The following is a 20,864-nucleotide window of genomic DNA, read 5'->3' on the forward strand; positions in this document are numbered from 1 at the left end:
ATGCCGAGCAAGATCGCGGGGACGCGCCGGCCCTCCGCCGCACGCGGCGGGGGGCGGGCTCCCGCGACCCCGCGGCGGCCGCGCGGCGGCGGGGTCCGGGGACTCCACGAGCGGGCCAGGAAGGCCTGGGACCGCCCTCTCACGGCGTACTACGTGATCATCGGCGCGGGGATGCTCATCACCGCCCTCGGGCTCGTGATGGTCTACTCCGCCTCGATGATCACCGCGCTCCGCTACGAGCTGGTGCCCTCGTACTTCTTCCGGAAGCAGTTCTTCGCCGCGCTCCTCGGCACCGGACTGCTCCTGGCCGCCTCCCGGATGCCGGTGAAGCTGCACCGGGCGCTCGCCTACCCGATCCTGGTCGGCGCGGTCTTCCTGATGGTCCTCGTGCAGATTCCCGGCATAGGGCACAACATCGGCGGCAACCAGAACTGGATCTCGCTGGGCGGCCCGTTCATGCTCCAGCCCAGCGAGTTCGGCAAGCTGGCGCTGATCCTGTGGGGGGCCGACCTGCTCGCCCGCAAGCAGGACGTGAAGCTGCTCTCCCAGTGGAAGCACATGCTGGTGCCGCTGGTCCCGGTGGCCTTCATGCTGCTCGGGCTCATCATGCTCGGCGGGGACATGGGCACCGCGATCATCCTCACGACGATCCTCTTCGGCCTGCTGTGGACGGCCGGGGCGCCCACCCGGCTCTTCGTCGGCGTGCTCGCCGTGGCGGGCGCCCTCGGGGCGCTGCTCATCAAGACGAGCCCGCACCGGATGGACCGCTTCCAGTGCATCGGCGCCTCCGACCCGGGTGGCGAGGGGGCCCCCTGCCTCCAGGCCGCGCACGGAATCTATGCTCTGGCGTCGGGCGGATGGTTCGGATCCGGACTCGGTGCGAGCGTGGAGAAATGGGGCCAACTCCCCGAAGCCCACACGGACTTCATCTTCGCGGTCACCGGTGAGGAACTGGGCCTCGCGGGGACGCTGTCGGTACTCGCCCTGTTCGCGGCTCTAGGCTATGCGGGTATCCGCGTGGCCGGAGGCACGGAGGACCCCTTCGTGAGGTTCGCCGCGGGAGGTGTGACCACCTGGATCACGGCCCAGGCCGTGATCAACATCGGTGCGGTGCTCGGCCTGCTGCCGATCGCCGGTGTCCCGCTCCCGCTGTTCTCCTACGGAGGGTCGGCCCTGCTGCCGACCATGTTCGCCGTCGGGCTCCTCATCGCCTTCGCGCGACAGGAACCCGCCGCGAAAGCGGCCCTGGCCATGCGGCGCCCCGGCTGGGGCAAGCGGGTCGGGAAGAGATGGAAGTCGATGCGACGGCGCGTCAAGAAGCGCCCGTCCGGAGAGCGGTGAATTTCGGTGCATGTCGTACTCGCCGGTGGGGGGACCGCCGGCCACATCGAGCCCGCGCTCGCCCTCGCGGACGCCCTGCGCAGGCAGGACCCCAGCACGGGGATCACGGCGCTCGGCACGGAGAAGGGTCTGGAGACCCGGCTCGTGCCCGAGCGGGGCTACGAACTGGCGCTCATCCCCGCCGTACCGCTGCCCCGCAAGCCCACCCCCGAGCTGATCACCGTCCCCGGACGGCTGCGCGGCACGATCAAGGCGGCCGAGCAGGTCCTGGAGCGCACCAAGGCGGACTGCGTGGTCGGCTTCGGCGGCTACGTGGCGCTGCCCGGCTACCTGGCCGCCAAGCGGCTCGGCGTGCCCATCGTGGTCCACGAGGCCAACGCCCGGCCCGGCCTGGCCAACAAGATCGGCTCGCGGTACGCGGCCGGGGTCGCCGTCGCCACCCCGGACAGCAAGCTCCGCAACGCCCGCTACATCGGCATCCCGCTGCGGCACACCATCGCGACCCTCGACCGGGCCCGGGTGCGCCCCGAGGCGCGCGCCGCGTTCGGGCTCGACCCGAACCTGCCGACGCTGCTCGTCTCGGGCGGCTCGCAGGGCGCCCGGCGGCTCAACGAGGTGATCCAGCAGATCGCCCCGGTGCTCCAGCGCTCCGGCATCCAGATCCTGCACGCGGTCGGCCCGAAGAACGAAATGCCGCGCGTCGACAACATGCCCGGTATGCCGCCCTACGTACCGGTACCGTACGTGGACCGGATGGATCTCGCGTACGCCGCGGCCGACATGATGCTCTGCCGCGCGGGCGCGATGACCGTCGCCGAGCTCTCCGCCGTCGGACTGCCCGCCGCGTACGTCCCGCTGCCCATCGGCAACGGCGAACAGCGGCTCAACGCCCAGCCGGTGGTCAAGGCCGGCGGCGGGCTCCTCGTCGACGACGCGGAGCTGACGCCGCAGTGGGTGCAGGGCAACGTCCTGCCCGTACTGGCCGATCCGCACCGGTTGTACGAGATGTCCCGCGCCGCCGCCGAGTTCGGCCGCAGGGACGCCGACGACCTGCTCGTCGGCATGGTGTACGAGGCGATCGCCGCCCGCCGCCAGGCGTAGCGCGGCGCTCCGGACGGAAGGCAGGAGGCGCCGGGTGGCAACCGCACCGACGACCGCCGAGAAGAGCGGCGCACGCGGGTCGAAGGGGTCGCCGGACGGTCCGTCCCGGCCGGGCGCCCGGAATCGAAGGTTCCGGGCGCCCGCGCCCCGGGTGCTGTTCTCCGCGCTCGGCCTCGCCGCGGCCGCCGCCGGCACGGTCTGGGCGCTCTACGGCTCCGACTGGTTCCGTGTGGAACGTGTGAAGACTTCCGGCACCCGGGTCCTGACCCCGGCCGAGGTCGAGAAGGCCGCCGCCGTCCCGGCCGGCGCCCCGCTCGCCTCCGTCGACACCGACGCGATCGCGGCCCGGGCCCGGCTGCTCCTGCCCCGGATCGAGTCGATCCAGGTCGAGCGGTCCTGGCCGCACGGAATCGATCTGAAGGTGACGGAACGGAAGCCGGTCCTGCTCATCGAAAAGGGCGGAAAGTTCACCGAAGTGGACATGACCGGCGCCCGGTTCGCCACCGTCGCCACCGCCCCCCGGGGCGTCCCCCTGCTGGTCCTCGACGCCGCCTCCTCCCCGAGCCTCCGCCGCTTCGGCGCGGACCGGCTGCTCCGGGAGGCGGTGCGCGTCCGGGGTGAACTCCCGGCGGAAATCGCCCGGAACACCCGTGTCGTCCGCGTCGCCTCGTACGACTCCGTCACCCTGGAGCTGACCGGCGGCCGCACGGTCTTCTGGGGGAGCGGCGAGCACGGCCCGGCCAAGGCCCGGGTCCTCACCGCCCTGATGAAGGCCACTCCCAAAGCGGGGCACTTCGACGTAAGTGCTCCCACGGCCCCCGCCTCGTCGGGGAGTTGACGGGCATCGTCGCTGGCCAGCACCCTGGTTGGCCACCGCTACGGGTGATCACATAGGGTGAAAAGAAAAACGGGAGGTTCGGCGTGTTCGTTGAACGTGCGCCGCTTGTCGACTTAGTGTCCTGTTCGGAAGAGTCCAGCGAACAGAGACACTGGTAACCCTAAACTTCAACGTTAGGGTTTGGGTCGGCGTTTCGGACCGTCCCAATCGGCATCCGTCGTCGCAGCGCGGCCAACCGCGCGGTGGCGACACGTAACTCGAGGCGAGAGGCCTTCGACGTGGCAGCACCGCAGAACTACCTCGCAGTCATCAAGGTCATCGGTGTCGGCGGCGGTGGTGTCAATGCCATCAACCGAATGATCGAGGTCGGTCTCAAGGGCGTCGAGTTCATCGCGATCAACACCGACGCGCAAGCGCTGTTGATGAGCGACGCCGACGTCAAGCTCGACGTCGGCCGTGAACTCACCCGCGGCCTCGGGGCCGGGGCGAACCCGGCCGTCGGTCGCAAGGCGGCAGAGGACCACCGCGAGGAGATCGAGGAGGTCCTCAAGGGGGCCGACATGGTCTTCGTCACCGCCGGCGAAGGCGGCGGCACCGGCACCGGCGGCGCCCCCGTCGTCGCCAACATCGCGCGCTCGCTCGGCGCCCTCACGATCGGTGTGGTCACCCGGCCGTTCACCTTCGAGGGACGCCGTCGCGCCAACCAGGCGGAGGACGGCATCGCCGAGCTCCGCGAAGAGGTCGACACCCTCATCGTCATCCCCAACGACCGGCTGCTCTCGATCTCGGACCGCCAGGTGTCCGTGCTCGACGCCTTCAAGTCGGCCGACCAGGTCCTCCTGAGCGGTGTCCAGGGCATCACCGACCTCATCACCACCCCGGGCCTGATCAACCTCGACTTCGCCGACGTCAAGTCGGTCATGTCCGAGGCCGGTTCGGCGCTCATGGGCATCGGCTCCGCCCGCGGTGACGACCGCGCGGTGGCCGCCGCGGAGATGGCGATCTCCTCGCCGCTCCTGGAGGCCTCCATCGACGGCGCCCGCGGCGTGCTGCTCTCCATCTCCGGCGGCAGCGACCTCGGCCTCTTCGAGATCAACGAGGCCGCGCAGCTGGTCAGCGAGGCGGCCCACCCCGAGGCCAACATCATCTTCGGCGCCGTCATCGACGACGCCCTCGGCGACGAGGTCCGGGTCACCGTCATCGCGGCCGGCTTCGACGGCGGCCAGCCGCCGGCCCGCCGGGACAACATCATCGGCTCGGTCTCCGCCAAGCGCGAGGAGCCCGCCCCGGCGCCCCGCGCCGCCGAGACCTCCCGCCCGCTGGGCGGCCTCGGCACGGTGACCCCGCGCGAGGACCCGGCCCCCGCGCCGGCCGAGCCCGTCGCCCCGGCCGTCAACGAGACCCCGCTGACCCCGGCCCCGCCGGTGGTCCCCCCGGCCCGTCCGTACGCGGACAGCCAGGCCGAGGAGCTGGACGTCCCGGACTTCCTGAAGTGATAGGACGGCGCTTCGACGCGAACGGCGCGCACTTCGCCTTCACCGACCGGTGGGGCGGAGTGAGCGCCGTTCCGTACGAGGAGCTCAACCTCGGCGGCGCGGTGGGCGACGACCCCGGGGCCGTGCTCGCCAACCGGGCGCTCGCCGCCGGGGCCCTCGGGCTCGACCCGGCGCGGACGGTCTGGATGAACCAGGTGCACGGCGCGGACGTGGCCGAGGTCGAAGGCCCCTGGGGGGACGCGGAGATCCCGTCCGTCGACGCGCTCGTCACCACCCGGCGCGGGCTCGCCCTCGCCGTCCTCACCGCCGACTGCGTCCCGGTCCTGCTCGCCGACCCCGTCGCCGGGGTCGTGGCCGCCGCCCACGCCGGACGGCCCGGCATGGTCGCCGGGGTCGTCCCGGCCGCCGTGGAGGCCATGACCGGCCTCGGCGCCGACCCCGCCCGGATCGTCGCCCGCACCGGACCGTCCGTCTGCGGACGGTGCTACGAGGTGCCGGAGGCGATGCGCGACGAGGTCGCGGCCGTCGAACCGGCCGCCGCCGCGGAGACCTCCTGGGGGACCCCCGCCGTCGACGTCGCCGCCGGAGTGCGCGCGCAGCTCGAACGGCTCGGGGTCCGGGACGTGGTGGACGCCGGGATCTGCACCCTGGAGTCCCGCGACCACTACTCGTACCGCCGCGACCGCACCACGGGGCGACTCGCGGGATATGTCTGGCTGGACGCCGAGTCCGCCCGGGGCGCGGGCTCCGGATCCCCGGCAGGAAAGAGCTGATGACGGACCGCACGGCGGAACTCGCCGAGAACCTGGCCCGGGTGGAGGCGCGCATCGCCACCGCCTGCGCCGCCGCAGGACGCGCGCGCGAGGAGGTGACCCTGATCGTGGTCACCAAGACCTACCCCGCGAGCGACGTGCGAATCCTCCACGGCCTGGGCGTTCGGCACGTCGCCGAGAACCGGGACCAGGACGCCGCGCCCAAGGCGGCCGCCTGTGCCGATCTCGACCTCACCTGGCACTTCGTGGGCCAGTTGCAGACGAACAAGGTCAAGTCGGTGACGGGTTATGCCGATGTGGTGCAGTCCGTCGACCGTTCGAAGCTCGTCTCCGCCCTTTCCGCCGCCGCGGTGAGGGAGGGGCGCGAACTCGGCTGCCTGATCCAGGTCGCGCTCGACGCGGAGTCCGGCGAGCGGGGCGACCGCGGCGGCGTCGCGCCGGACGGGATCGAGGAGTTGGCGGCGGCCGTGGACGCCGCCCCCGGCCTGCGGCTCGGCGGCCTGATGACGGTCGCCCCGCTCGCCGGGCCGTACGCGGGCGAACCCCGGGCGGCCTTCGACCGGCTGATGGATTTGTCGACTGCCCTGCGCGCGACCCGTCCGGCTGCGAACATGGTGTCGGCAGGGATGAGCGGAGACCTCGAAGAGGCCGTCGCCGCCGGGGCGACACACGTACGCGTCGGTACGGCGGTACTCGGAGTCCGCCCGAAGCTCGGGTAACGTCGCGAAGCAAGTCGGACCACAGCAGAAAATATGGTCATTCCGCAGAACGGCGGGACGACCCGTGGATCGCCGGCACTTGGTGACAAGGCCGATCCACCACAGAGCGGAGGAATCGGAGAATGGCCGGCGCGATGCGCAAGATGGCGGTCTACCTCGGCCTCGTGGAGGACGATGGGTACGACGGCCGGGGCTTCGACCCCGACGACGACTTCGAACCCGAGCTGGAGCCGGAGCCCGAGCGCGACCGGCGTCACGCCCCCCCGCGCCAGGTGGAGCACGAGGAGCCGGTGCGGGTGGTGAAGCCCCCGGCCCCCCGGGAGCCCGTCGCCCATTCCGTCCCGGTACTCGCCGAAAGCGGACGTCCGGCCCGAATTGCCCCCGTGGCATCCATCACACCCGAACGCCCGAGCCTGGAGAAGAACGCACCGGTGATCATGCCCAAGGTCGTGTCCGAGCGGGAGCCCTACCGCATCACCACGCTGCACCCCCGGACCTACAACGAGGCCCGTACCATCGGGGAACACTTCCGTGAGGGCACCCCGGTGATCATGAACCTCACGGAGATGGACGACACGGACGCGAAGCGACTTGTCGACTTCGCCGCCGGACTCGTCTTCGGGCTCCATGGCAGCATTGAGCGCGTGACGCAGAAGGTGTTCCTGTTGTCGCCTGCTAACGTCGATGTCACGGCGGAGGACAAGGCCCGGATCGCAGAGGGCGGATTCTTCAACCAGAGCTGAGAACACAGGAACCGGACGGACCGGTCGCGAGGGCGGCCGGACGAGCGAGAGCACGCAAGCCAGGGGAGAGGGAAACGCGGGATGGGCGTCGCACTACAGGTGGTCTACATCGTGCTGATGTGCTTCCTCGTCCTCCTGATCGTCCGGCTTGTCATGGACTACGTCTTCCAGTTCGCCCGTTCATGGCAACCCGGTAAGGCGATGGTGGTCGTCCTTGAGGCCACCTACACTGTCACCGATCCACCGCTCAAGCTTCTGCGGCGGCTCATCCCGCCGCTGCGTCTCGGGGGCGTGGCACTCGACCTGTCCTTCTTCGTTCTGATGATCATCGTGTACATCCTGATCTCCATCGTGAGCAGTTTCGCGAGGTGAGTGAGGTGCATGTGGACGATACGGTCTTGCCGACTGCCGACGACTACGTAGAGGTGAAGAAGAGATGCCGCTGACTCCCGAGGACGTGCGGAACAAGCAGTTCACGACCGTCCGCCTTCGAGAAGGCTATGACGAGGACGAGGTCGATGCCTTCCTCGACGAGGTCGAAGCCGAGCTGACCCGCCTGCTTCGCGAGAACGAGGACCTGCGCGCCAAGCTGGCCGCCGCGACGCGCGCCGCCGCGCAGAACCAGCAGCAGGGTATGCGCAAGCCCCCGGAGCAGCAGGATCGTCCCGTCGGTCCCGGGGCTCCGGTACCCGCCGCCATATCCGGACCGCCGGTCCAGCAGCAGCCGCCGCAGATGGGCCCGCCGCAGCTGCCTTCCGGTGCCCCTCAGCTTCCCGCCGGCCCCATGCAGGGCGGACCGATGCAGGGCGGGCCCATGGGCCCCGGCCCGATGCAGGGCGGTCCCATGCAGGGTGGACCGATGGGTCCCGGCCCGATGCAGGGCGGCCCGATGGGTCACCCGCAGCAGATGCAGCAGCAGCCCGCGCAGGGTCCCGGCGGCGACAGCGCCGCGCGCGTCCTCTCGCTGGCCCAGCAGACCGCGGACCAGGCGATCGCGGAGGCCCGTTCCGAGGCCAACAAGATCGTCGGCGAGGCGCGCTCGCGCGCCGAGGGCCTGGAGCGGGACGCCCGCGCCAAGGCCGACGCCCTGGAGCGGGACGCGCAGGAGAAGCACCGCGTCGCGATGGGCTCCCTGGAGTCCGCCCGCGCCACCCTCGAGCGCAAGGTCGAGGACCTGCGGGGCTTCGAGCGCGAGTACCGCACGCGTCTGAAGTCGTACCTGGAGTCGCAGCTGCGCCAGCTGGAGACCCAGGCCGACGACTCGCTGGCTCCGCCGCGCACCCCGGCCGCGGCCTCGCTGCCGCCGGCCCCGTCGATGGCCTCGGCCGGTGCCGGTGCGCCGTCCTACGGCGGCGGCACGATGGGTGGCGGCCCGTCCATGGGCGGTGCCCCGTCCTACGGCGGCGGTCAGCAGCAGATGTCCCCGGCGATGACCCAGCCGATGGCTCCGGTCCGTCCGCAGGCACCGCAGCCGATGCAGCAGGCTCCGGCGCCGATGCGGGGCTTCCTGATCGACGAGGACGACAACTGACGGCGCGCGACCGCGCGACGAGCGCGTAGCCGTCGGCAGGCTACAAGGGCCGGCCCCCGGGAAACCGGGGGCCGGCCCTTTGCCGTGGGCGGGGGGCGTGCGGAGGGAAAGCGAAAGGCCCGGCTCCCCGGAAACCGGGGGCCGGGCCTTTCGCCGGGTGGTTACGCCTTGCGGAGGCGGAACGTCAGGTTCAGGGAGTCGTCCGTGAACGGGGTGCCGTAGGTGTCGTCGGCCTCGCCGTTGGCGTGGTCCGTGGCGAGGACCTCGTCCGCGATGAGGGCCGCGTGGGCGGTCAGGGCGTCGGTGGTCTCCGGGGAGCCGGAGGTCCAGCGCAGGGCGATGCGGTCGGCGACGTCCAGGCCGCTGTTCTTGCGGGCCTCCTGGATCAGCCGGATCGCGTCACGGGCCAGGCCCGCCTGCCGGAGCTCGGGGGTGATCTCCAGGTCCAGGGCGACGGTCGCACCCGCGTCCGAGGCGACCGACCAGCCCTCGCGGGGGGTCTCCGTGATGATGATCTCCTCGGGGGTGACGGTGATCGTCTCGCCGTTCACCTCCAGGGGCGCCTCGCCGGAGCGCAGGGCCAGGGAGAGGGCCGCCGCGTCCGCCGCCGCCACCGCCTTCGCCACGTCCTGGACGCCCTTGCCGAAGCGCTTGCCCAGGGCCCGGAAGTTGGCCTTCGCCGTCGTGTCGACGAGCGAGCCGCCGACCTCCGAGAGGGACGCCAGCGAGGAGACGTTCAGCTCCTCCGTGATCTGGGCCCGCAGCTCCGGGGAGAGGGCCGCGAAGCCGTTGGCCGCCACCAGGGCGCGGGAGAGCGGCTGGCGGGTCTTCACGCCCGACTCGGCGCGCGTCGCCCGGCCCAGCTCCACCAGGCGCCGGACGAGCAGCATCTGCTCGGAGAGGGTGCCGTCGATCAGCGTGGCGTCCGCCTCCGGCCAGGTGGCCAGGTGGACCGACTCCGGGGCGTCCGGGGTCACCGGGACCACCAGGTCCTGCCAGACCCGCTCGGTGATGAACGGGGTCAGTGGCGCCATCAGGCGCGTGACCGTCTCCACGACCTCGTGCAGGGTCCGCAGGGCCGCCTTGTCGCCCTGCCAGAAGCGGCGGCGGGAGCGGCGCACGTACCAGTTGGACAGGTCGTCGACGAACGCCGACAGGAGCTTGCCGGTGCGCTGGGTGTCGTACGACTCCATCGCCTCGGTCGCCTCGGCCACCAGCGTGTTCAGCTCGGACAGCAGCCACTTGTCGAGGACCGTGCGGTCGGCCGGGGCCGGGTCCGCCGCGCTCGGCGCCCAGCCGGACGTACGGGCGTACAGCGCCTGGAAGGCGACCGTGTTCCAGTACGTCAGGAGGGTCTTGCGGACGACCTCCTGGATCGTGCCGTGGCCCACCCGGCGGGCCGCCCACGGCGAGCCGCCGGCCGCCATGAACCAGCGGACCGCGTCGGCGCCGTGCTGGTCCATCAGCGGGATCGGCTGGAGGATGTTCCCCAGGTGCTTGGACATCTTGCGGCCGTCCTCGGCGAGGATGTGGCCCAGGCAGACCACGTTCTCGTACGACGACTTGTCGAACACCAGGGTGCCGACGGCCATCAGCGTGTAGAACCAGCCGCGGGTCTGGTCGATCGCCTCGGAGATGAACTGCGCCGGGTAGCGGCTCTCGAACAGCTCCTTGTTCTCGTACGGGTAGCCGTACTGCGCGAACGGCATCGAGCCCGAGTCGTACCAGGCGTCGATGACCTCCGGGACGCGGACGGACTCCAGGGAGCAGCCGTCCTCGGGGCAGCCGAACGTGACCGCGTCGATGTACGGGCGGTGCGGGTCCAGGCCCGACTGGTCGGTGCCGGTCAGCTCGGTCAGCTCCGCGCGCGAGCCCACGCAGGTGAGGTGCCCGTCCTCGCAGCGCCAGATCGGCAGCGGGGTGCCCCAGTAGCGGTTGCGGGAGAGCGCCCAGTCGACGTTGTTGGTCAGCCAGTCGCCGAAGCGGCCGTGCTTGACCGACTCCGGGAACCAGTTGGTCCGCTCGTTCTCCGCGAGCATCCGGTCCTTGACCGCGGTCGTGCGGATGTACCAGGACGGCTGCGCGTAGTAGAGCAGCGCCGTGTGGCAGCGCCAGCAGTGCGGGTAGCTGTGCTCGTACGCGATGTGCTTGAAGAGCAGGCCGCGCGCGTCCAGGTCGGCGGTCAGCTTCTCGTCGGCCTTCTTGAAGAAGACGCCGCCGACCAGCGGCACGTCCTCTTCGAAGGTGCCGTCGGGGCGGACCGGGTTCACGACCGGCAGGCCGTACGCCTTGCAGACCCGGAGGTCGTCCTCGCCGAAGGCGGGGGACTGGTGGACCAGACCCGTGCCGTCCTCGGTCGTCACGTACTCGGCGTTGACGACGTAGTGCGCCGGCTCCGGGAACTCGATCAGCTCGAACGGGCGCTCGTACGTCCAGCGCTCCATGTCCTGGCCGGTGAAGGTCTCGCCGGTGGTGACCCAGCCCTCGCCGAGCGCCTTCTCGACCAGCGGCTCGGCGACGACGACCTGCTCGTCGCCGTCGGTGGCGACCACGTAGGTGACTTCGGGGTGGGCGGCGACCGCCGTGTTGGACACCAGGGTCCACGGGGTCGTCGTCCAGACCAGGAGCGCCGCCCGGCCGGCCAGCGGGCCGGAGGTCAGCGGGAAGCGGACGTAGACCGAGGGGTCGACGACCGTCTCGTACCCCTGCGCCAGCTCGTGGTCCGAGAGGCCGGTGCCGCAGCGGGGACACCAGGGGGCGACCCGGTGGTCCTGGACCAGCAGGTCCTTGTCGAAGATCTGCTTCAGGGACCACCAGACCGACTCGATGTACGAGGGGTCCATGGTCCGGTACGCGTCGTCGAGGTCGACCCAGTAGCCCATCCGGGTCGTCAGCTCGGCGAAGGCGTCGGTGTGGCGGGTCACCGACTCGCGGCACTTGTCGTTGAACTCGGCGATGCCGTACGCCTCGATGTCCTTCTTGCCGGAGAAGCCGAGCTCCTTCTCGACGGCGAGCTCGACCGGCAGGCCGTGGCAGTCCCAGCCGGCCTTGCGGGCCACGTGGTAGCCGCGCATGGTCCGGAAGCGGGGGAAGACGTCCTTGAAGACGCGGGCCTCGATGTGGTGGGCGCCCGGCATTCCGTTGGCGGTGGGCGGGCCCTCGTAGAACACCCACTCGGGGCGGCCCTCGGACTGCTCCAGGGTCTTCGCGAAGACCTTGTTCTCCTGCCAGAAGTCGAGCACGGCGTGCTCGAGGGCGGGCAGGTCGACCTGGGCGGGCACCTGGCGGTACTGCGGCGCTGTCATGCGGCGGACTCTCCTCCGGACGGACGGTTCTGCTTCCGTCGGAGGGACGAGAGCGCTGCTCCCGCGGTACCACCCTCCTTGGCTCCGGACGTGACCGACCCGAGCCCCCTCATTGGGGTCGCGACGCCGGGTCTAGTCGCCGCACCCCGGGGTGCGGCTTTCTTCCGGCGGCTCCGGGGTGATGCTTCACATCGGGCTCGCCCCCGGGCTCTCACCGTCCCCGGGTCGCTCATGGCTGCGTACGACGCTACTCGTCCCCATCCAAGCCTTTCGCTGAGCCCAGTGTACGGGGCCCCGGGAACGGGGGCGGACCGGTTTTCCGTGACCCGAATGGCCACACGGCGGGCACCGGACCCGGGGTGGGGCCATGTGGGGGAGGGGCGGGGCGGATAACCGGGCGGGGAGCGGGGCACAACGGATGCAGGCCGCCCCGGCGGGGAGCGGGGGCGGGTGGGAACGGCGGCGTGCCCCGTTGCCGCGGGCCTCGGGCCGATTTATCGTCCCAGCACGATTCGCGAGCAAGATCACAAAATGTGAAGGGGCCGCGACATGGTGGCGAAGAAGACCGCCGCGAAGAAGACCACGGCCGGGAAACGGACGGCGGTCGCCGGGCACCCCACGGTCGCGGAGGAACCGGAGGCCCCCGCGAAGAAGGGGGCCGGCGGGGCGGGCGCCGAGAAGGCGGCCGCCAAGAAGACGGTCGCGAAGAAGGTGGCGGCCGCGAAGAAGACGGTCGCGAAGAAGGCCGCGGCGGCCAAGAAGGCCGTCGTGGAGAAGACGGGAGCGGCGGCCCCCGCCGAGGCGGCCTCCGCCGAGGACACCGCCGCTCCGGGCGCGCCCGCCGGGAAGGCCGGGGCGAAGAGGGCGGCCGCCGGCAGGGCGTCCGCGCGGAAGCAGACAGGAGCCAGGACGGTGGCAGCGAAGAAGACCGCGGGTGGCGTGACGACCGTCGAGGACGGGGCGGCGGTGCCCCCGGCCCGTACCGGCGAGCTCGCGGTCCGTCCGGGCGAGGACCCCTGGACGCCGGAGGAGGTCGCCGAGGCCCGCGACGGGCTCCAGGCGGAGGTGCTGCGGCTGCGCAGCGAGCTCGCCCACTCGCAGGAGGAGCTCACCGGCCTCATGCGGGACTCGGGCGACGGCGCCGGGGACGACCAGGCCGACACCGGCACCAAGAACATCACCCGCGAGCACGAGCTGGCCCTCGCGGCCAACGCCCGGGAGATGCTGGAGCAGTCCGAGCACGCCCTGGAACGGCTCGACGCCGGCACGTACGGCCTGTGCGAGGTCTGCGGCAAGCCGATCGGCAAGGCCCGTATGCAGGCCTTCCCGAGAGCCACCCTCTGCGTCGAGGACAAGCAGCGCCAGGAACGGCGCGGCTGAGGGAAACGGGGCCGGTGCGGGGCCCGGGGCGCGACCCCCGGGCCCCGGGTGCCGCGGGCGCGGTCTCGGGCGACGGGGTCGTACGTCTGTGCCGTACCCTCGGTGCACGGTCAGGCATCGAGGTCGAGGGACTCACTCACGTGGCAGAGGCGGAGCGCATCATCGGTACGCCGGATTCAGCAGGGGCCGACGAGTCGGCGGCCTCCGACGGCACGGACGCCCCCGTGGAGCGTCCCCGGGGCAGGCGCAGGATCGTCGCCCTGTTCGTGGTGGCCCTCCTGGCCTACCTGCTCGACCTCGGCAGCAAGATCCTCGTGGTCGAGAAGCTGGAGGGCCGCGAGCCGATCCGGGTGATCGGGGACCTGCTCCGCTTCGACGCCATCCGGAACCCGGGCGCCGCCTTCGGCATGGGCGAGGCCTTCACGATCATCTTCACCTGCATCGCCGCCGCCGTCATCGTCGTGATCGTCCGGCTCGCCCGGAAGCTCTACAGCCTGCCCTGGGCCATCGCCCTCGGCCTGCTGCTCGGCGGCGCCCTCGGCAACCTCACGGACCGGATCTTCCGCTCGCCGGGCGTCTTCGAGGGCGCGGTCGTCGACTTCATCGCCCCCGCGCACTTCGCCGTCTTCAACCTCGCCGACTCGGCGATCGTCTGCGGCGGCATCCTCATCGTGATCCTGTCGTTCCGGGGCCTGGACCCCGACGGGACCGTCCACAAGGACTGACAAGGCATACTCGACGGGTGAGTACGAGTCCCGAGATCCGCACCCTGCCCGTTCCCGATGGCCTGGAGGGCGAGCGCGTCGACGCCGCCATCGCCCGCATGTTCGGGTTCTCCCGTACGAAGGCGGCCGAGCTGGCCGCCGCCGGGAAGGTCCAGGTCGACGGCTCCGTCGTCGGCAAGTCCGAGCGGGTCAGCGGCGGTGCGTGGCTGGAGGTCGAGATGCCGGGCGCGGCCGCGCCCGTGCAGATCGTCGCGGAGCCCGTCGAGGGCATGGAGATCGTCCACGACGACGACGACATCGTCGTGATCATGAAGCCGATCGGCGTCGCCGCCCACCCCAGCCCCGGCTGGACCGGCACCACCGTGATCGGCGGCCTCGCCGCCGCCGGCTACCGCATCTCCACCTCCGGCGCCGCCGAGCGCCAGGGCATCGTGCACCGCCTCGACGTCGGCACCTCCGGCCTGATGGTGGTCGCCAAGTCGGAGTACGCGTACACCTCGCTCAAGCGCCAGTTCAAGGAGCGCACGGTCGACAAGCGCTACCACGCGCTGGTCCAGGGGCACCCCGACCCGATGAGCGGCACCATCGACGCCCCCATCGGCCGCCACCCCCAGCACGACTACAAGTGGGCGGTCACCGCCGACGGCAAGCCCTCCGTCACGCACTACGACCTCATCGAGGCGTACCGCTCGGCCTCGCTGCTCGACATCAAGCTGGAGACGGGCCGCACCCACCAGATCCGGGTGCACATGTCCGCCCACCGCCACCCCTGCGTCGGCGACCTCACCTACGGCGCCGACCCGACGATCGCCAAGCGCCTCGGCCTGACCCGGCAGTGGCTGCACGCCGTGCGCCTCGGCTTCGAGCACCCCGGCGACGGCTCGTGGGTCGAGTTCGCCAGCACCTACCCCGAGGACCTGCGCAAGGCCCTGGACCGGATCGAGGCGGAGAGCCGGTGAGCACCGTGTACGACGTCCGCGAGGCCCGGGGCGACGAGGACCGGGAGGCCTGCTTCGCGGTCCGCCGCGAGGTCTTCGTCGAGGAGCAGGGCGTGCCCCGGGAGCTGGAGTACGACGCGTACGACGCGACCGCCGTGCACGTGCTCGCGGTCCGCGAGGACGGCCTTCCGCTGGGCACCGGGCGCCTGCTGCACGGCGCCGACGCACTGGGCAAGACCGGCGCCGACGCCTCGGTGGGCTCCCTCGGCCGGCTCGCGGTCGCCAAGGCGGCGCGCGGCCTCGGGGTCGGCGCGGCCCTGGTCCGGGGCATCGAGGACGCGGCGCGCGAGCGCGGTCTGACCGCCGTCGACCTGCACGCGCAGACCCACGCCCTCGGCTTCTACGAGCGGCTGGGCTACGAGGCGTACGGCCCCGAGTTCCCGGACGCGGGCATCCCGCACCGGGCCATGCGGAAGGCGCTGTAGGGCCGGTCCGGGGCGTCCGACGCGGCGCCCCGGGGACAACACGTGTGAAAAGAGGCCCACGTGGCAGGCTGAGCCCGTGGATCAATTGGCCCTGCTGTTCCTGCTGCTCCTCGGCGCCCTGCTCACCGTCCCGCTCGGCGAGCGGCTGGGGCTGCCCGCGCCCGTCCTGATGACCCTCGTCGGGATCGTGCTGGCCTTCCTGCCGTTCGTGCCGAACGTCGAGATCCCGCCGGAGTACATCCTCCCGCTGGTGCTGCCGCCGCTCCTCTACGCGGCCGTGCAGCGGACCTCCTGGCGCCAGTTCGCGGCCAACAAGCGGCCCATCTTCCTGCTCGCGGTGGCCCTGGTCTTCGTCACCACGGCGGCCGTCGGCGCCGTCGCCAACGCGCTGGTGCCCGGCATCCCGCTGGCCGCCGCCATCGCGCTCGGCGCCCTGGTCGCCCCGCCGGACCCGGTCGCCGCGACCGCCGTCGCGGGCTCGCTCGGACTGCCCCGCAGGCTCGTGTCGATCCTGGAGGGCGAGGGCCTCTTCAACGACGTCACCGCGATCGTGCTCTACCACGTGGCGATCGCGGCCGCCGTCAGCGGCACCTTCTCCGTGCCCGAGGCGGCCGGTGCCCTGGTGCTCTCCGCCGTCGTCGCCGTGGTCGTCGGCCTGGGACTCGGCTGGCTCTCCAACAAGCTCATCGGGTTCCTGGGCGACCCCACCCTGCAGACCGGACTCACCCTCCTCGTCCCCTTCGTGAGCTACGTGCTCGCCGAGGAGCTGCACGGCTCCGGCGTCCTCTCCGTCCTGATCACCGCGCTCTTCCTGGCCGAGCACGCGGCCGACGCCGACGACGTCATGGGCCGGCTCGCCGGGCAGACCTTCTGGGAGATCGTCGACACCCTCGTGACCGGCATCGCCTTCGGCCTCATCGGCCTGGAGGTCGTCCACGTCTTCGGGTACGCGGACGGGCACGTCCTGGAGATGCTCGGCTGGGGCGCCGCCGTGGCCGGGACGGTCGTCGTCGTGCGGCTGCTGTGGCTGCTGCCCGCCACCTGGCTGGCGCAGAGGATGCACACGCTCCGGGACGTGGACGAGGAGATCCCGGTGAGCTGGCGGGAGACCGTCGTCATGTGGTGGGCGGGGATGCGCGGGGTGGCCTCGGTGGCGCTGGCGCTCGCCGTCCCGCTCACCACCGACGACGGCGAGCCCTTCCCCGGCCGCGCGGAGATCGTCTTCATCGCCTTCTGCGTGATCCTCACCACGCTGGTCCTCCAGGGGCTCACCCTGCCCGCCCTGGTCCGGCGGCTCGGGGTGAAGGCGGACGCCGAGGCCGAGCGGGCCCTGGAGCGCGAGCTCGCGGTCCGGGCCGCGAAGGCGGCCAAGCGGCGGCTCAAGGAGATCGAGGAGGTCGAGGACCTGCCGGAGGAGGTGCAGGAGCGGCTCCAGCGCGGCGCCTTCGACATCGGGGCGCGGATCAGCCCCGACATGGTGGACGACGAGCGGCGGGCCGCCTTCGCGGAGCGGGTGGACCGCTTCAAGGCGGTGCAGCGCATCCAGAAGGAGCTGATGTCGGCCGCCCGGCACGAGGTCCTGGCGGCGCGCAGCGAGCCGGGCGCCGACCCCGAGGTGGTGGACCGGGTGCTCCGCCAGCTCGACGTGCGCAGTATGCGCTGAGCGGGGGCGGGCCGCCGCGGGTGGCAGGATGGCGGGCATGGACATCATGCTTTTCCACTCGGTGTACGGCGCGCGCCCGGCCGTGGAGGCCGCGGCCGACCGGCTGCGGGCCGCCGGGCACCGGGTGTGGACGCCGGACCTCTTCGACGGCTGGACCACCGACTCGGTGGAGGAGGGCATGGCGAAGCGGGACGAGATCGGCAAGGACGAGTTGCTGAAGCGCGCGATCCTGGCCGCCGCCCCGTACTCGGAGCGCGGTCTCGTCTACGCCGGCTTCTCGCTGGGCGCGTCGGTCGCGCAGACCCTGGCCCTCGGCGACGAGAAGGCGCGCGGCCTCCTGCTGCTGCACGGCACCTCGGACCTCGCGCCGAACGCGTCGGCGGACGAGCTGCCCGTGCAGCTGCACGTGGCCGAGCCCGATCCCTTCGAGACGGACGACTGGCTGTCCGCCTGGTACCTCCAGATGGGCCGGGCCGGGGCGGACGTGGAGATCCACCGCTACCGGGGCGCCGGGCACCTGTACACGGACCCGGAGCTGCCGGACTGGGACGCGGAGGCGGCCGAGCGGACCTGGGCGGTGGCGCTCGCGTTCCTGGAGGAGCTGGCGGACGCCGCGTAACTCCGTCCGGACGTGCGCCGGGGGCGCGGCGGGAGGCTCTTCCCGTCGCGCCCCCGGTGTGTTCCCGGAGCCGGTCAGCCGCGGTACGCGGTCCAGTGCTGGCTCATCCGGGCCACCTGGCCCGCGGTGAACTGGTACATGCAGGAGTCGTACGTGTAGTCCATGAAGTTGTGGATCGGGTCGGCGCCCGCCGCGGTGCAGGTGTCGCGGCCCGTCGGGCACTCGTACGCGGGGCTCGACTCGGCCGGGGTGTCGGCCACGGAGTCGCCGCTGCCGCCGCAGCCGCCCTGGAAGGTGTGGTACAGCCCCATCCAGTGGCCGACCTCGTGCGTTCCGGTGTCGCCCTGGTTGTAGTTGGCCGCCGAGCCGCCCGGGAGCGAGGCGTCCAGGACGACGACGCCGTCCATCTTCGGGTTGGAGGCGTACGAGGTCGGGAAGGTCGCCCAGCCGAGGAGGCCGCCGCTCAGCTTGGCGGTGTAGAAGTTCAGCGCGCCCGCGCCGCCCTTGCGGAGGGTCTGCTTCATCTGCTTCTCGGCGCTGGAGCCGGAGGCCAGGTTGTACCAGCTGGAGTTGTTGGTGTAGTCGGTGCCGGCCAGCGTGAACTGGAAGTTGGTGTTCACGTTGCCGGTGCCCTGGCCGCCGTAGGCCGCGTTGAGGACGGCGATCTGGCTGTTGATCGCGGAGGCGGAGAGCTTGCCCGTCGTCCCGGAGTGGATGACGTGGAAGTAGACGGGGACGGTGACCGCCGCGGCGGCCCGGCCCGAGGCGGCGGCGCGGCCGGCGCCGGCGGTCGCGGCGGGGGAGAGCGACGCCAGTCTCTTCTTCAGGTCGGCATCCATCGCCTTGGCCTGGGCGGCCGAGACCTCGTTGGGCTCGGCGGCGTGGTGGTCGGCGCCGCGCGCCTTGCGGGCGGCGGAGACGGCACCGTCCTCGCACTCCTCGGCGGAGGGGGCGGCGGAGACGCGGTCGGCGGGGGACGCGCCGGTGGCGACGGGGGCCGAGAGCGGTGCCAGGGCCAGGGTTCCGGCCATGACGGCGGTACCGATGGCACGACGTGACATACGCGGGGATATACGGGCAAGAGCACGCACGGTGACTCCTCGTGGGGGGTGGGTGGAGGAACTTCCTCCGCCACGCCGGGGAGATTACGCGTCCATGTCAGCCGTCGTTGAGGAGTGATCAGGCCCAATCATCCGTCGGGCAATTCGGCGCAACGGGAAGAAAATCTTCTGCGCCTTCCGGAGTTTGAGACGTCGACGTAATGGTGGAGGGGACGGAGGCGGGTGGTGTGTCCGGATTCGATCGCTGGAACTCGCCACCCGCCGTAGCCGTGTGATCTCCCGTTAACAGAAGGGATCATGGCTGAAAAGAGACCCTCGCGGAGGTCTCAGAGGACCGGCTGGTACACCCGCTCGACACGCTGCGTTCCGCTCGGCGTCCGGTACGAGCGCGCCCAGGACGCCGTCGCGTCCGGGTCCGCCTTGTCGGAGACCGTGTAGTAGTCCATCTGCGAGCGGGCGGCGGTCACGTCCAGCACGCCGTAGCCGTGGTGGTCCATGTCCACCCACTTCACGTGCCGGTTGGCGGCCTTCACGGCGGTCGCCGCCACCACCGAGAGCGTCCCCGGCGCCACGCGCAGCAGGTCGTCCAGGTTGTCCGAGGTCACCGAGGTGACCACGAACTCGGTCGCCGCCGAGGCCGAGAGCGGATACGTCGCGGCCTTCACCGGCACGTCGTTGGCCCAGGCCATGTGGATGTCGCCGGTCAGGAAGACCGTGTTCCGGACGCCCCGCGCCGTCAGGTGCGCCAGCAGTTCCCGCCGGTCGTCCGTGTAGCCGTCCCACTGGTCCACGTTGACCGCGAGCCCCTCCTTCGGCAGGCCCGTCAGCTCCGCGAGCGGCTCCAGGAGATGGGCGGGCAGGGCCCCGAAGGCGACCGGCGAGATCATCACCGAGGTCCCGACCAACTGCCAGGCCGCGTCCGAACCGGCGAGCCCCGCCTTGAGCCAGTCCAGTTGGGCGCGGCCGGTGATGCTCCGCTCCGGGTCGTCCACCGCCCCGCTGCCCGTCCTCGCCTGCGCCGAGCGGAACGAACGCAGGTCGAGCAGGTGCAGATCGGCCAGCCTGCCGAAGCGCAGGCGCCGGAAGACCGTGCCCTCGGTGGAGGCCCGGACCGGCATCCACTCGAAGTACGCCTGCTTGGCGGCCGCCACCCGGGCCGCCCACGCGCCCTCGGCGCCCGGGGTGTGGTTCTCGGCCCCGCCCGTCCAGGCGTCGTTGGCGAACTCGTGGTCGTCCCAGATGGCGATCACCGGGTGGGCCGCGTGCAGCGCCCGCAGGTCGGGGTCCGTCTTGTACTTCCCGTGCCGGGCGCGGTAGTCGGCGAGCGAGACGGTCTCGTGGCGCGGCTCGTGGGCCCGGACCGTGTACTTCGCGTCGGGGTAGGCCCCGCTCGCGTACTCGTAGAGGTAGTCCCCGAGGTGGAGCACCGCGTCCAGGTCGGCGCGGGCGGCCAGGTGGCGGTAGGCGGAGAAGTACCCGGACTCCCAGTTCGCGCAGGAGACCACGCCGAAGCGGACGCCGGGCGCGGCCGCGTCGGCCGCCGGGGCGGTGCGGGTGCGGGCGGCCGGCGAGACCGTGCCGTCCGCGGTGAAGCGGAACCAGTAGGCGGTGGCCGGGAGCAGGCCCCGGACGTCCGCCTTCACGGTGTGGTCGGTGGCGGCGCCCGCCGTGGTCGTGCCGGAGGCGACGACCCTCGTGAAGGCGCGGTCCTCCGCGACCTCCCAGCCGACCCGGACGTCGGGGCCGAGGCCGGAGCCGGGCACGGCCTCGGGGACGGGGGTGACGCGCGTCCAGAGCAGGACGCCGTCGGGCAGCGGGTCGCCGGAGGCGAGGCCGTGCAGGAAGGCGGGCGCCCCGGTCCCCGCGAGGGCGGGGGAGGCGGTGCCCAGGAGGGCGGGCGCGGCGACGGCGGTGACGGCGGCGGCCTTCACGACGGTGCGGCGGGTGGGGGCGGCGGAGGATATGAAACGACTGGTCACGGACAGTCAGATTACTGACGGGTATGGCCGGAGGGCAGACGAAATCCGGAAGTTCGCCGACTGGTCGCCCCCGGGACGCCCGGGGGCACCCGGGGCGCTCCGGGTCCGGTCCGGCGGCCCGGACGCACCCCGGCCCCGGACCGTCTCGGGTCCGGGGCCGGGAGGGC

At 72.1% G+C, this 20,864-nt stretch carries 18 protein-coding genes; 15 read left to right on the top strand and 3 right to left on the bottom strand.

Annotated elements, in window-relative coordinates; all coding sequences use genetic code 11:
- The 9 genes from ftsW to ACIQVI_RS11480 all read left to right on the top strand — a co-directional run bounded on the left by ftsW (window position 1) and on the right by ACIQVI_RS11480 (window position 8,542).
- Window positions 1-1,341 carry a putative lipid II flippase FtsW gene (ftsW, locus tag ACIQVI_RS11440; RefSeq protein ID WP_351974161.1) on the top strand — a complete coding sequence of 447 codons (1,341 nt, stop codon included), beginning with the start codon at window positions 1-3 and terminating at the stop codon, window positions 1,339-1,341.
- A gap of 6 nt (window positions 1,342-1,347) precedes the next feature.
- Window positions 1,348-2,442 carry an undecaprenyldiphospho-muramoylpentapeptide beta-N-acetylglucosaminyltransferase gene (murG, locus tag ACIQVI_RS11445; protein WP_403593999.1) on the top strand — a complete coding sequence of 365 codons (1,095 nt, stop codon included), beginning with the start codon at window positions 1,348-1,350 and terminating at the stop codon, window positions 2,440-2,442.
- A gap of 34 nt (window positions 2,443-2,476) precedes the next feature.
- The gene (locus ACIQVI_RS11450) at window positions 2,477-3,280 is read left to right on the top strand and encodes a cell division protein FtsQ/DivIB (protein WP_403594001.1); all 804 of its coding nucleotides are present in this window, start codon (window positions 2,477-2,479) and stop codon (window positions 3,278-3,280) included.
- Between the two features lie 278 nt (window positions 3,281-3,558).
- Window positions 3,559-4,776: a cell division protein FtsZ gene (gene ftsZ, locus ACIQVI_RS11455; RefSeq protein WP_351973850.1), complete on the top strand. Its 1,218-nt coding sequence runs from the start codon at window positions 3,559-3,561 to the stop codon at window positions 4,774-4,776.
- Window positions 4,773-5,549, top strand: coding sequence for a peptidoglycan editing factor PgeF (gene pgeF / locus ACIQVI_RS11460; RefSeq protein WP_403594004.1), 777 nt, complete (start codon window positions 4,773-4,775; stop codon window positions 5,547-5,549). The genes ftsZ and pgeF overlap by 4 nt, the downstream gene beginning before the upstream one ends.
- Window positions 5,549-6,268, top strand: a complete 720-nt coding sequence (locus ACIQVI_RS11465) for a YggS family pyridoxal phosphate-dependent enzyme (protein WP_403594007.1) — start codon at window positions 5,549-5,551, stop codon at window positions 6,266-6,268. The genes pgeF and ACIQVI_RS11465 overlap by 1 nt, the downstream gene beginning before the upstream one ends.
- Before the next feature lie 122 nt (window positions 6,269-6,390).
- On the top strand, window positions 6,391-7,011 hold the full coding sequence (locus tag ACIQVI_RS11470) for a cell division protein SepF (RefSeq protein ID WP_121832120.1): 621 nt from the start codon (window positions 6,391-6,393) through the stop codon (window positions 7,009-7,011).
- A gap of 81 nt (window positions 7,012-7,092) precedes the next feature.
- A complete protein-coding gene (locus ACIQVI_RS11475; RefSeq protein WP_017238790.1) occupies window positions 7,093-7,383 on the top strand; it encodes a YggT family protein in 291 nt (96 codons plus the stop codon).
- 64 nt (window positions 7,384-7,447) lie between these two features.
- Window positions 7,448-8,542 carry a DivIVA domain-containing protein gene (locus tag ACIQVI_RS11480; protein ID WP_403594010.1) on the top strand — a complete coding sequence of 365 codons (1,095 nt, stop codon included), beginning with the start codon at window positions 7,448-7,450 and terminating at the stop codon, window positions 8,540-8,542.
- Window positions 8,543-8,703: 161 nt separating this feature from the next.
- Here ACIQVI_RS11480 and ileS read toward each other — a convergent pair whose 3' ends face one another.
- Window positions 8,704-11,847, bottom strand: coding sequence for an isoleucine--tRNA ligase (gene ileS, locus ACIQVI_RS11485; protein WP_403594013.1), 3,144 nt, complete (start codon window positions 11,845-11,847; stop codon window positions 8,704-8,706).
- A gap of 549 nt (window positions 11,848-12,396) precedes the next feature.
- Between ileS and ACIQVI_RS11490 the strand changes: the two genes are divergently transcribed.
- From ACIQVI_RS11490 to ACIQVI_RS11515, 6 genes are all read left to right on the top strand, one after another.
- On the top strand, window positions 12,397-13,227 hold the full coding sequence (locus ACIQVI_RS11490; RefSeq protein WP_403594016.1) for a TraR/DksA family transcriptional regulator: 831 nt from the start codon (window positions 12,397-12,399) through the stop codon (window positions 13,225-13,227).
- Between the two features lie 140 nt (window positions 13,228-13,367).
- Window positions 13,368-13,952 carry a signal peptidase II gene (lspA, locus tag ACIQVI_RS11495; protein ID WP_121833684.1) on the top strand — a complete coding sequence of 195 codons (585 nt, stop codon included), beginning with the start codon at window positions 13,368-13,370 and terminating at the stop codon, window positions 13,950-13,952.
- Window positions 13,953-13,969: 17 nt separating this feature from the next.
- A complete protein-coding gene (locus ACIQVI_RS11500) occupies window positions 13,970-14,911 on the top strand; it encodes an RluA family pseudouridine synthase (protein ID WP_121833682.1) in 942 nt (313 codons plus the stop codon).
- Entirely contained in the window at window positions 14,908-15,375 is a 468-nt protein-coding gene (locus ACIQVI_RS11505; RefSeq protein ID WP_351972838.1) for a GNAT family N-acetyltransferase, read from the top strand. Before ACIQVI_RS11500 ends, ACIQVI_RS11505 begins: the two co-directional genes overlap by 4 nt.
- Before the next feature lie 76 nt (window positions 15,376-15,451).
- Window positions 15,452-17,038 carry a Na+/H+ antiporter gene (locus ACIQVI_RS11510; RefSeq protein ID WP_403594021.1) on the top strand — a complete coding sequence of 529 codons (1,587 nt, stop codon included), beginning with the start codon at window positions 15,452-15,454 and terminating at the stop codon, window positions 17,036-17,038.
- Window positions 17,039-17,075: 37 nt separating this feature from the next.
- On the top strand, window positions 17,076-17,657 hold the full coding sequence (locus tag ACIQVI_RS11515; RefSeq protein WP_121833679.1) for a dienelactone hydrolase family protein: 582 nt from the start codon (window positions 17,076-17,078) through the stop codon (window positions 17,655-17,657).
- A gap of 74 nt (window positions 17,658-17,731) precedes the next feature.
- Here ACIQVI_RS11515 and ACIQVI_RS11520 read toward each other — a convergent pair whose 3' ends face one another.
- Together ACIQVI_RS11520 and ACIQVI_RS11525 are read right to left on the bottom strand one after the other, a co-directional pair.
- Complete coding sequence (locus ACIQVI_RS11520) at window positions 17,732-18,718, bottom strand: zinc metalloprotease (RefSeq protein ID WP_403594024.1); 987 nt, start codon at window positions 18,716-18,718, stop codon at window positions 17,732-17,734.
- A 326-nt stretch (window positions 18,719-19,044) separates the two neighbouring features.
- Window positions 19,045-20,697 (bottom strand): alkaline phosphatase D family protein, encoded by a 1,653-nt coding sequence (locus tag ACIQVI_RS11525; protein WP_403594027.1) that lies wholly within the window; start codon window positions 20,695-20,697, stop codon window positions 19,045-19,047.
- Window positions 20,698-20,864 lie beyond the last annotated feature (167 nt).

The sequence above is a fragment of the Streptomyces sp. NPDC098101 genome, from assembly GCF_044760185.1.
In the GTDB taxonomy this organism is placed as follows: Bacteria; Actinomycetota; Actinomycetes; order Streptomycetales; family Streptomycetaceae; genus Streptomyces.

What these genes read in the sequence shown, in the direction of transcription:
- ACIQVI_RS11465 (WP_403594007.1), top strand. Translation starts at nt 5,549, where the DNA reads ATGACGGACCGCACGGCGGAACTCGCCGAGAACCTGGCCCGGGTGGAG.
- ftsW (WP_351974161.1), top strand. Translation starts at nt 1, where the DNA reads ATGCCGAGCAAGATCGCGGGGACGCGCCGGCCCTCCGCCGCACGCGGC.
- ACIQVI_RS11520 (WP_403594024.1), bottom strand. Translation starts at nt 18,718, where the DNA reads ATGTCACGTCGTGCCATCGGTACCGCCGTCATGGCCGGAACCCTGGCC.
- ACIQVI_RS11475 (WP_017238790.1), top strand. Translation starts at nt 7,093, where the DNA reads ATGGGCGTCGCACTACAGGTGGTCTACATCGTGCTGATGTGCTTCCTC.
- ileS (WP_403594013.1), bottom strand. Translation starts at nt 11,847, where the DNA reads ATGACAGCGCCGCAGTACCGCCAGGTGCCCGCCCAGGTCGACCTGCCC.
- ACIQVI_RS11490 (WP_403594016.1), top strand. Translation starts at nt 12,397, where the DNA reads ATGGTGGCGAAGAAGACCGCCGCGAAGAAGACCACGGCCGGGAAACGG.
- ACIQVI_RS11515 (WP_121833679.1), top strand. Translation starts at nt 17,076, where the DNA reads ATGGACATCATGCTTTTCCACTCGGTGTACGGCGCGCGCCCGGCCGTG.
- ACIQVI_RS11470 (WP_121832120.1), top strand. Translation starts at nt 6,391, where the DNA reads ATGGCCGGCGCGATGCGCAAGATGGCGGTCTACCTCGGCCTCGTGGAG.
- ACIQVI_RS11480 (WP_403594010.1), top strand. Translation starts at nt 7,448, where the DNA reads ATGCCGCTGACTCCCGAGGACGTGCGGAACAAGCAGTTCACGACCGTC.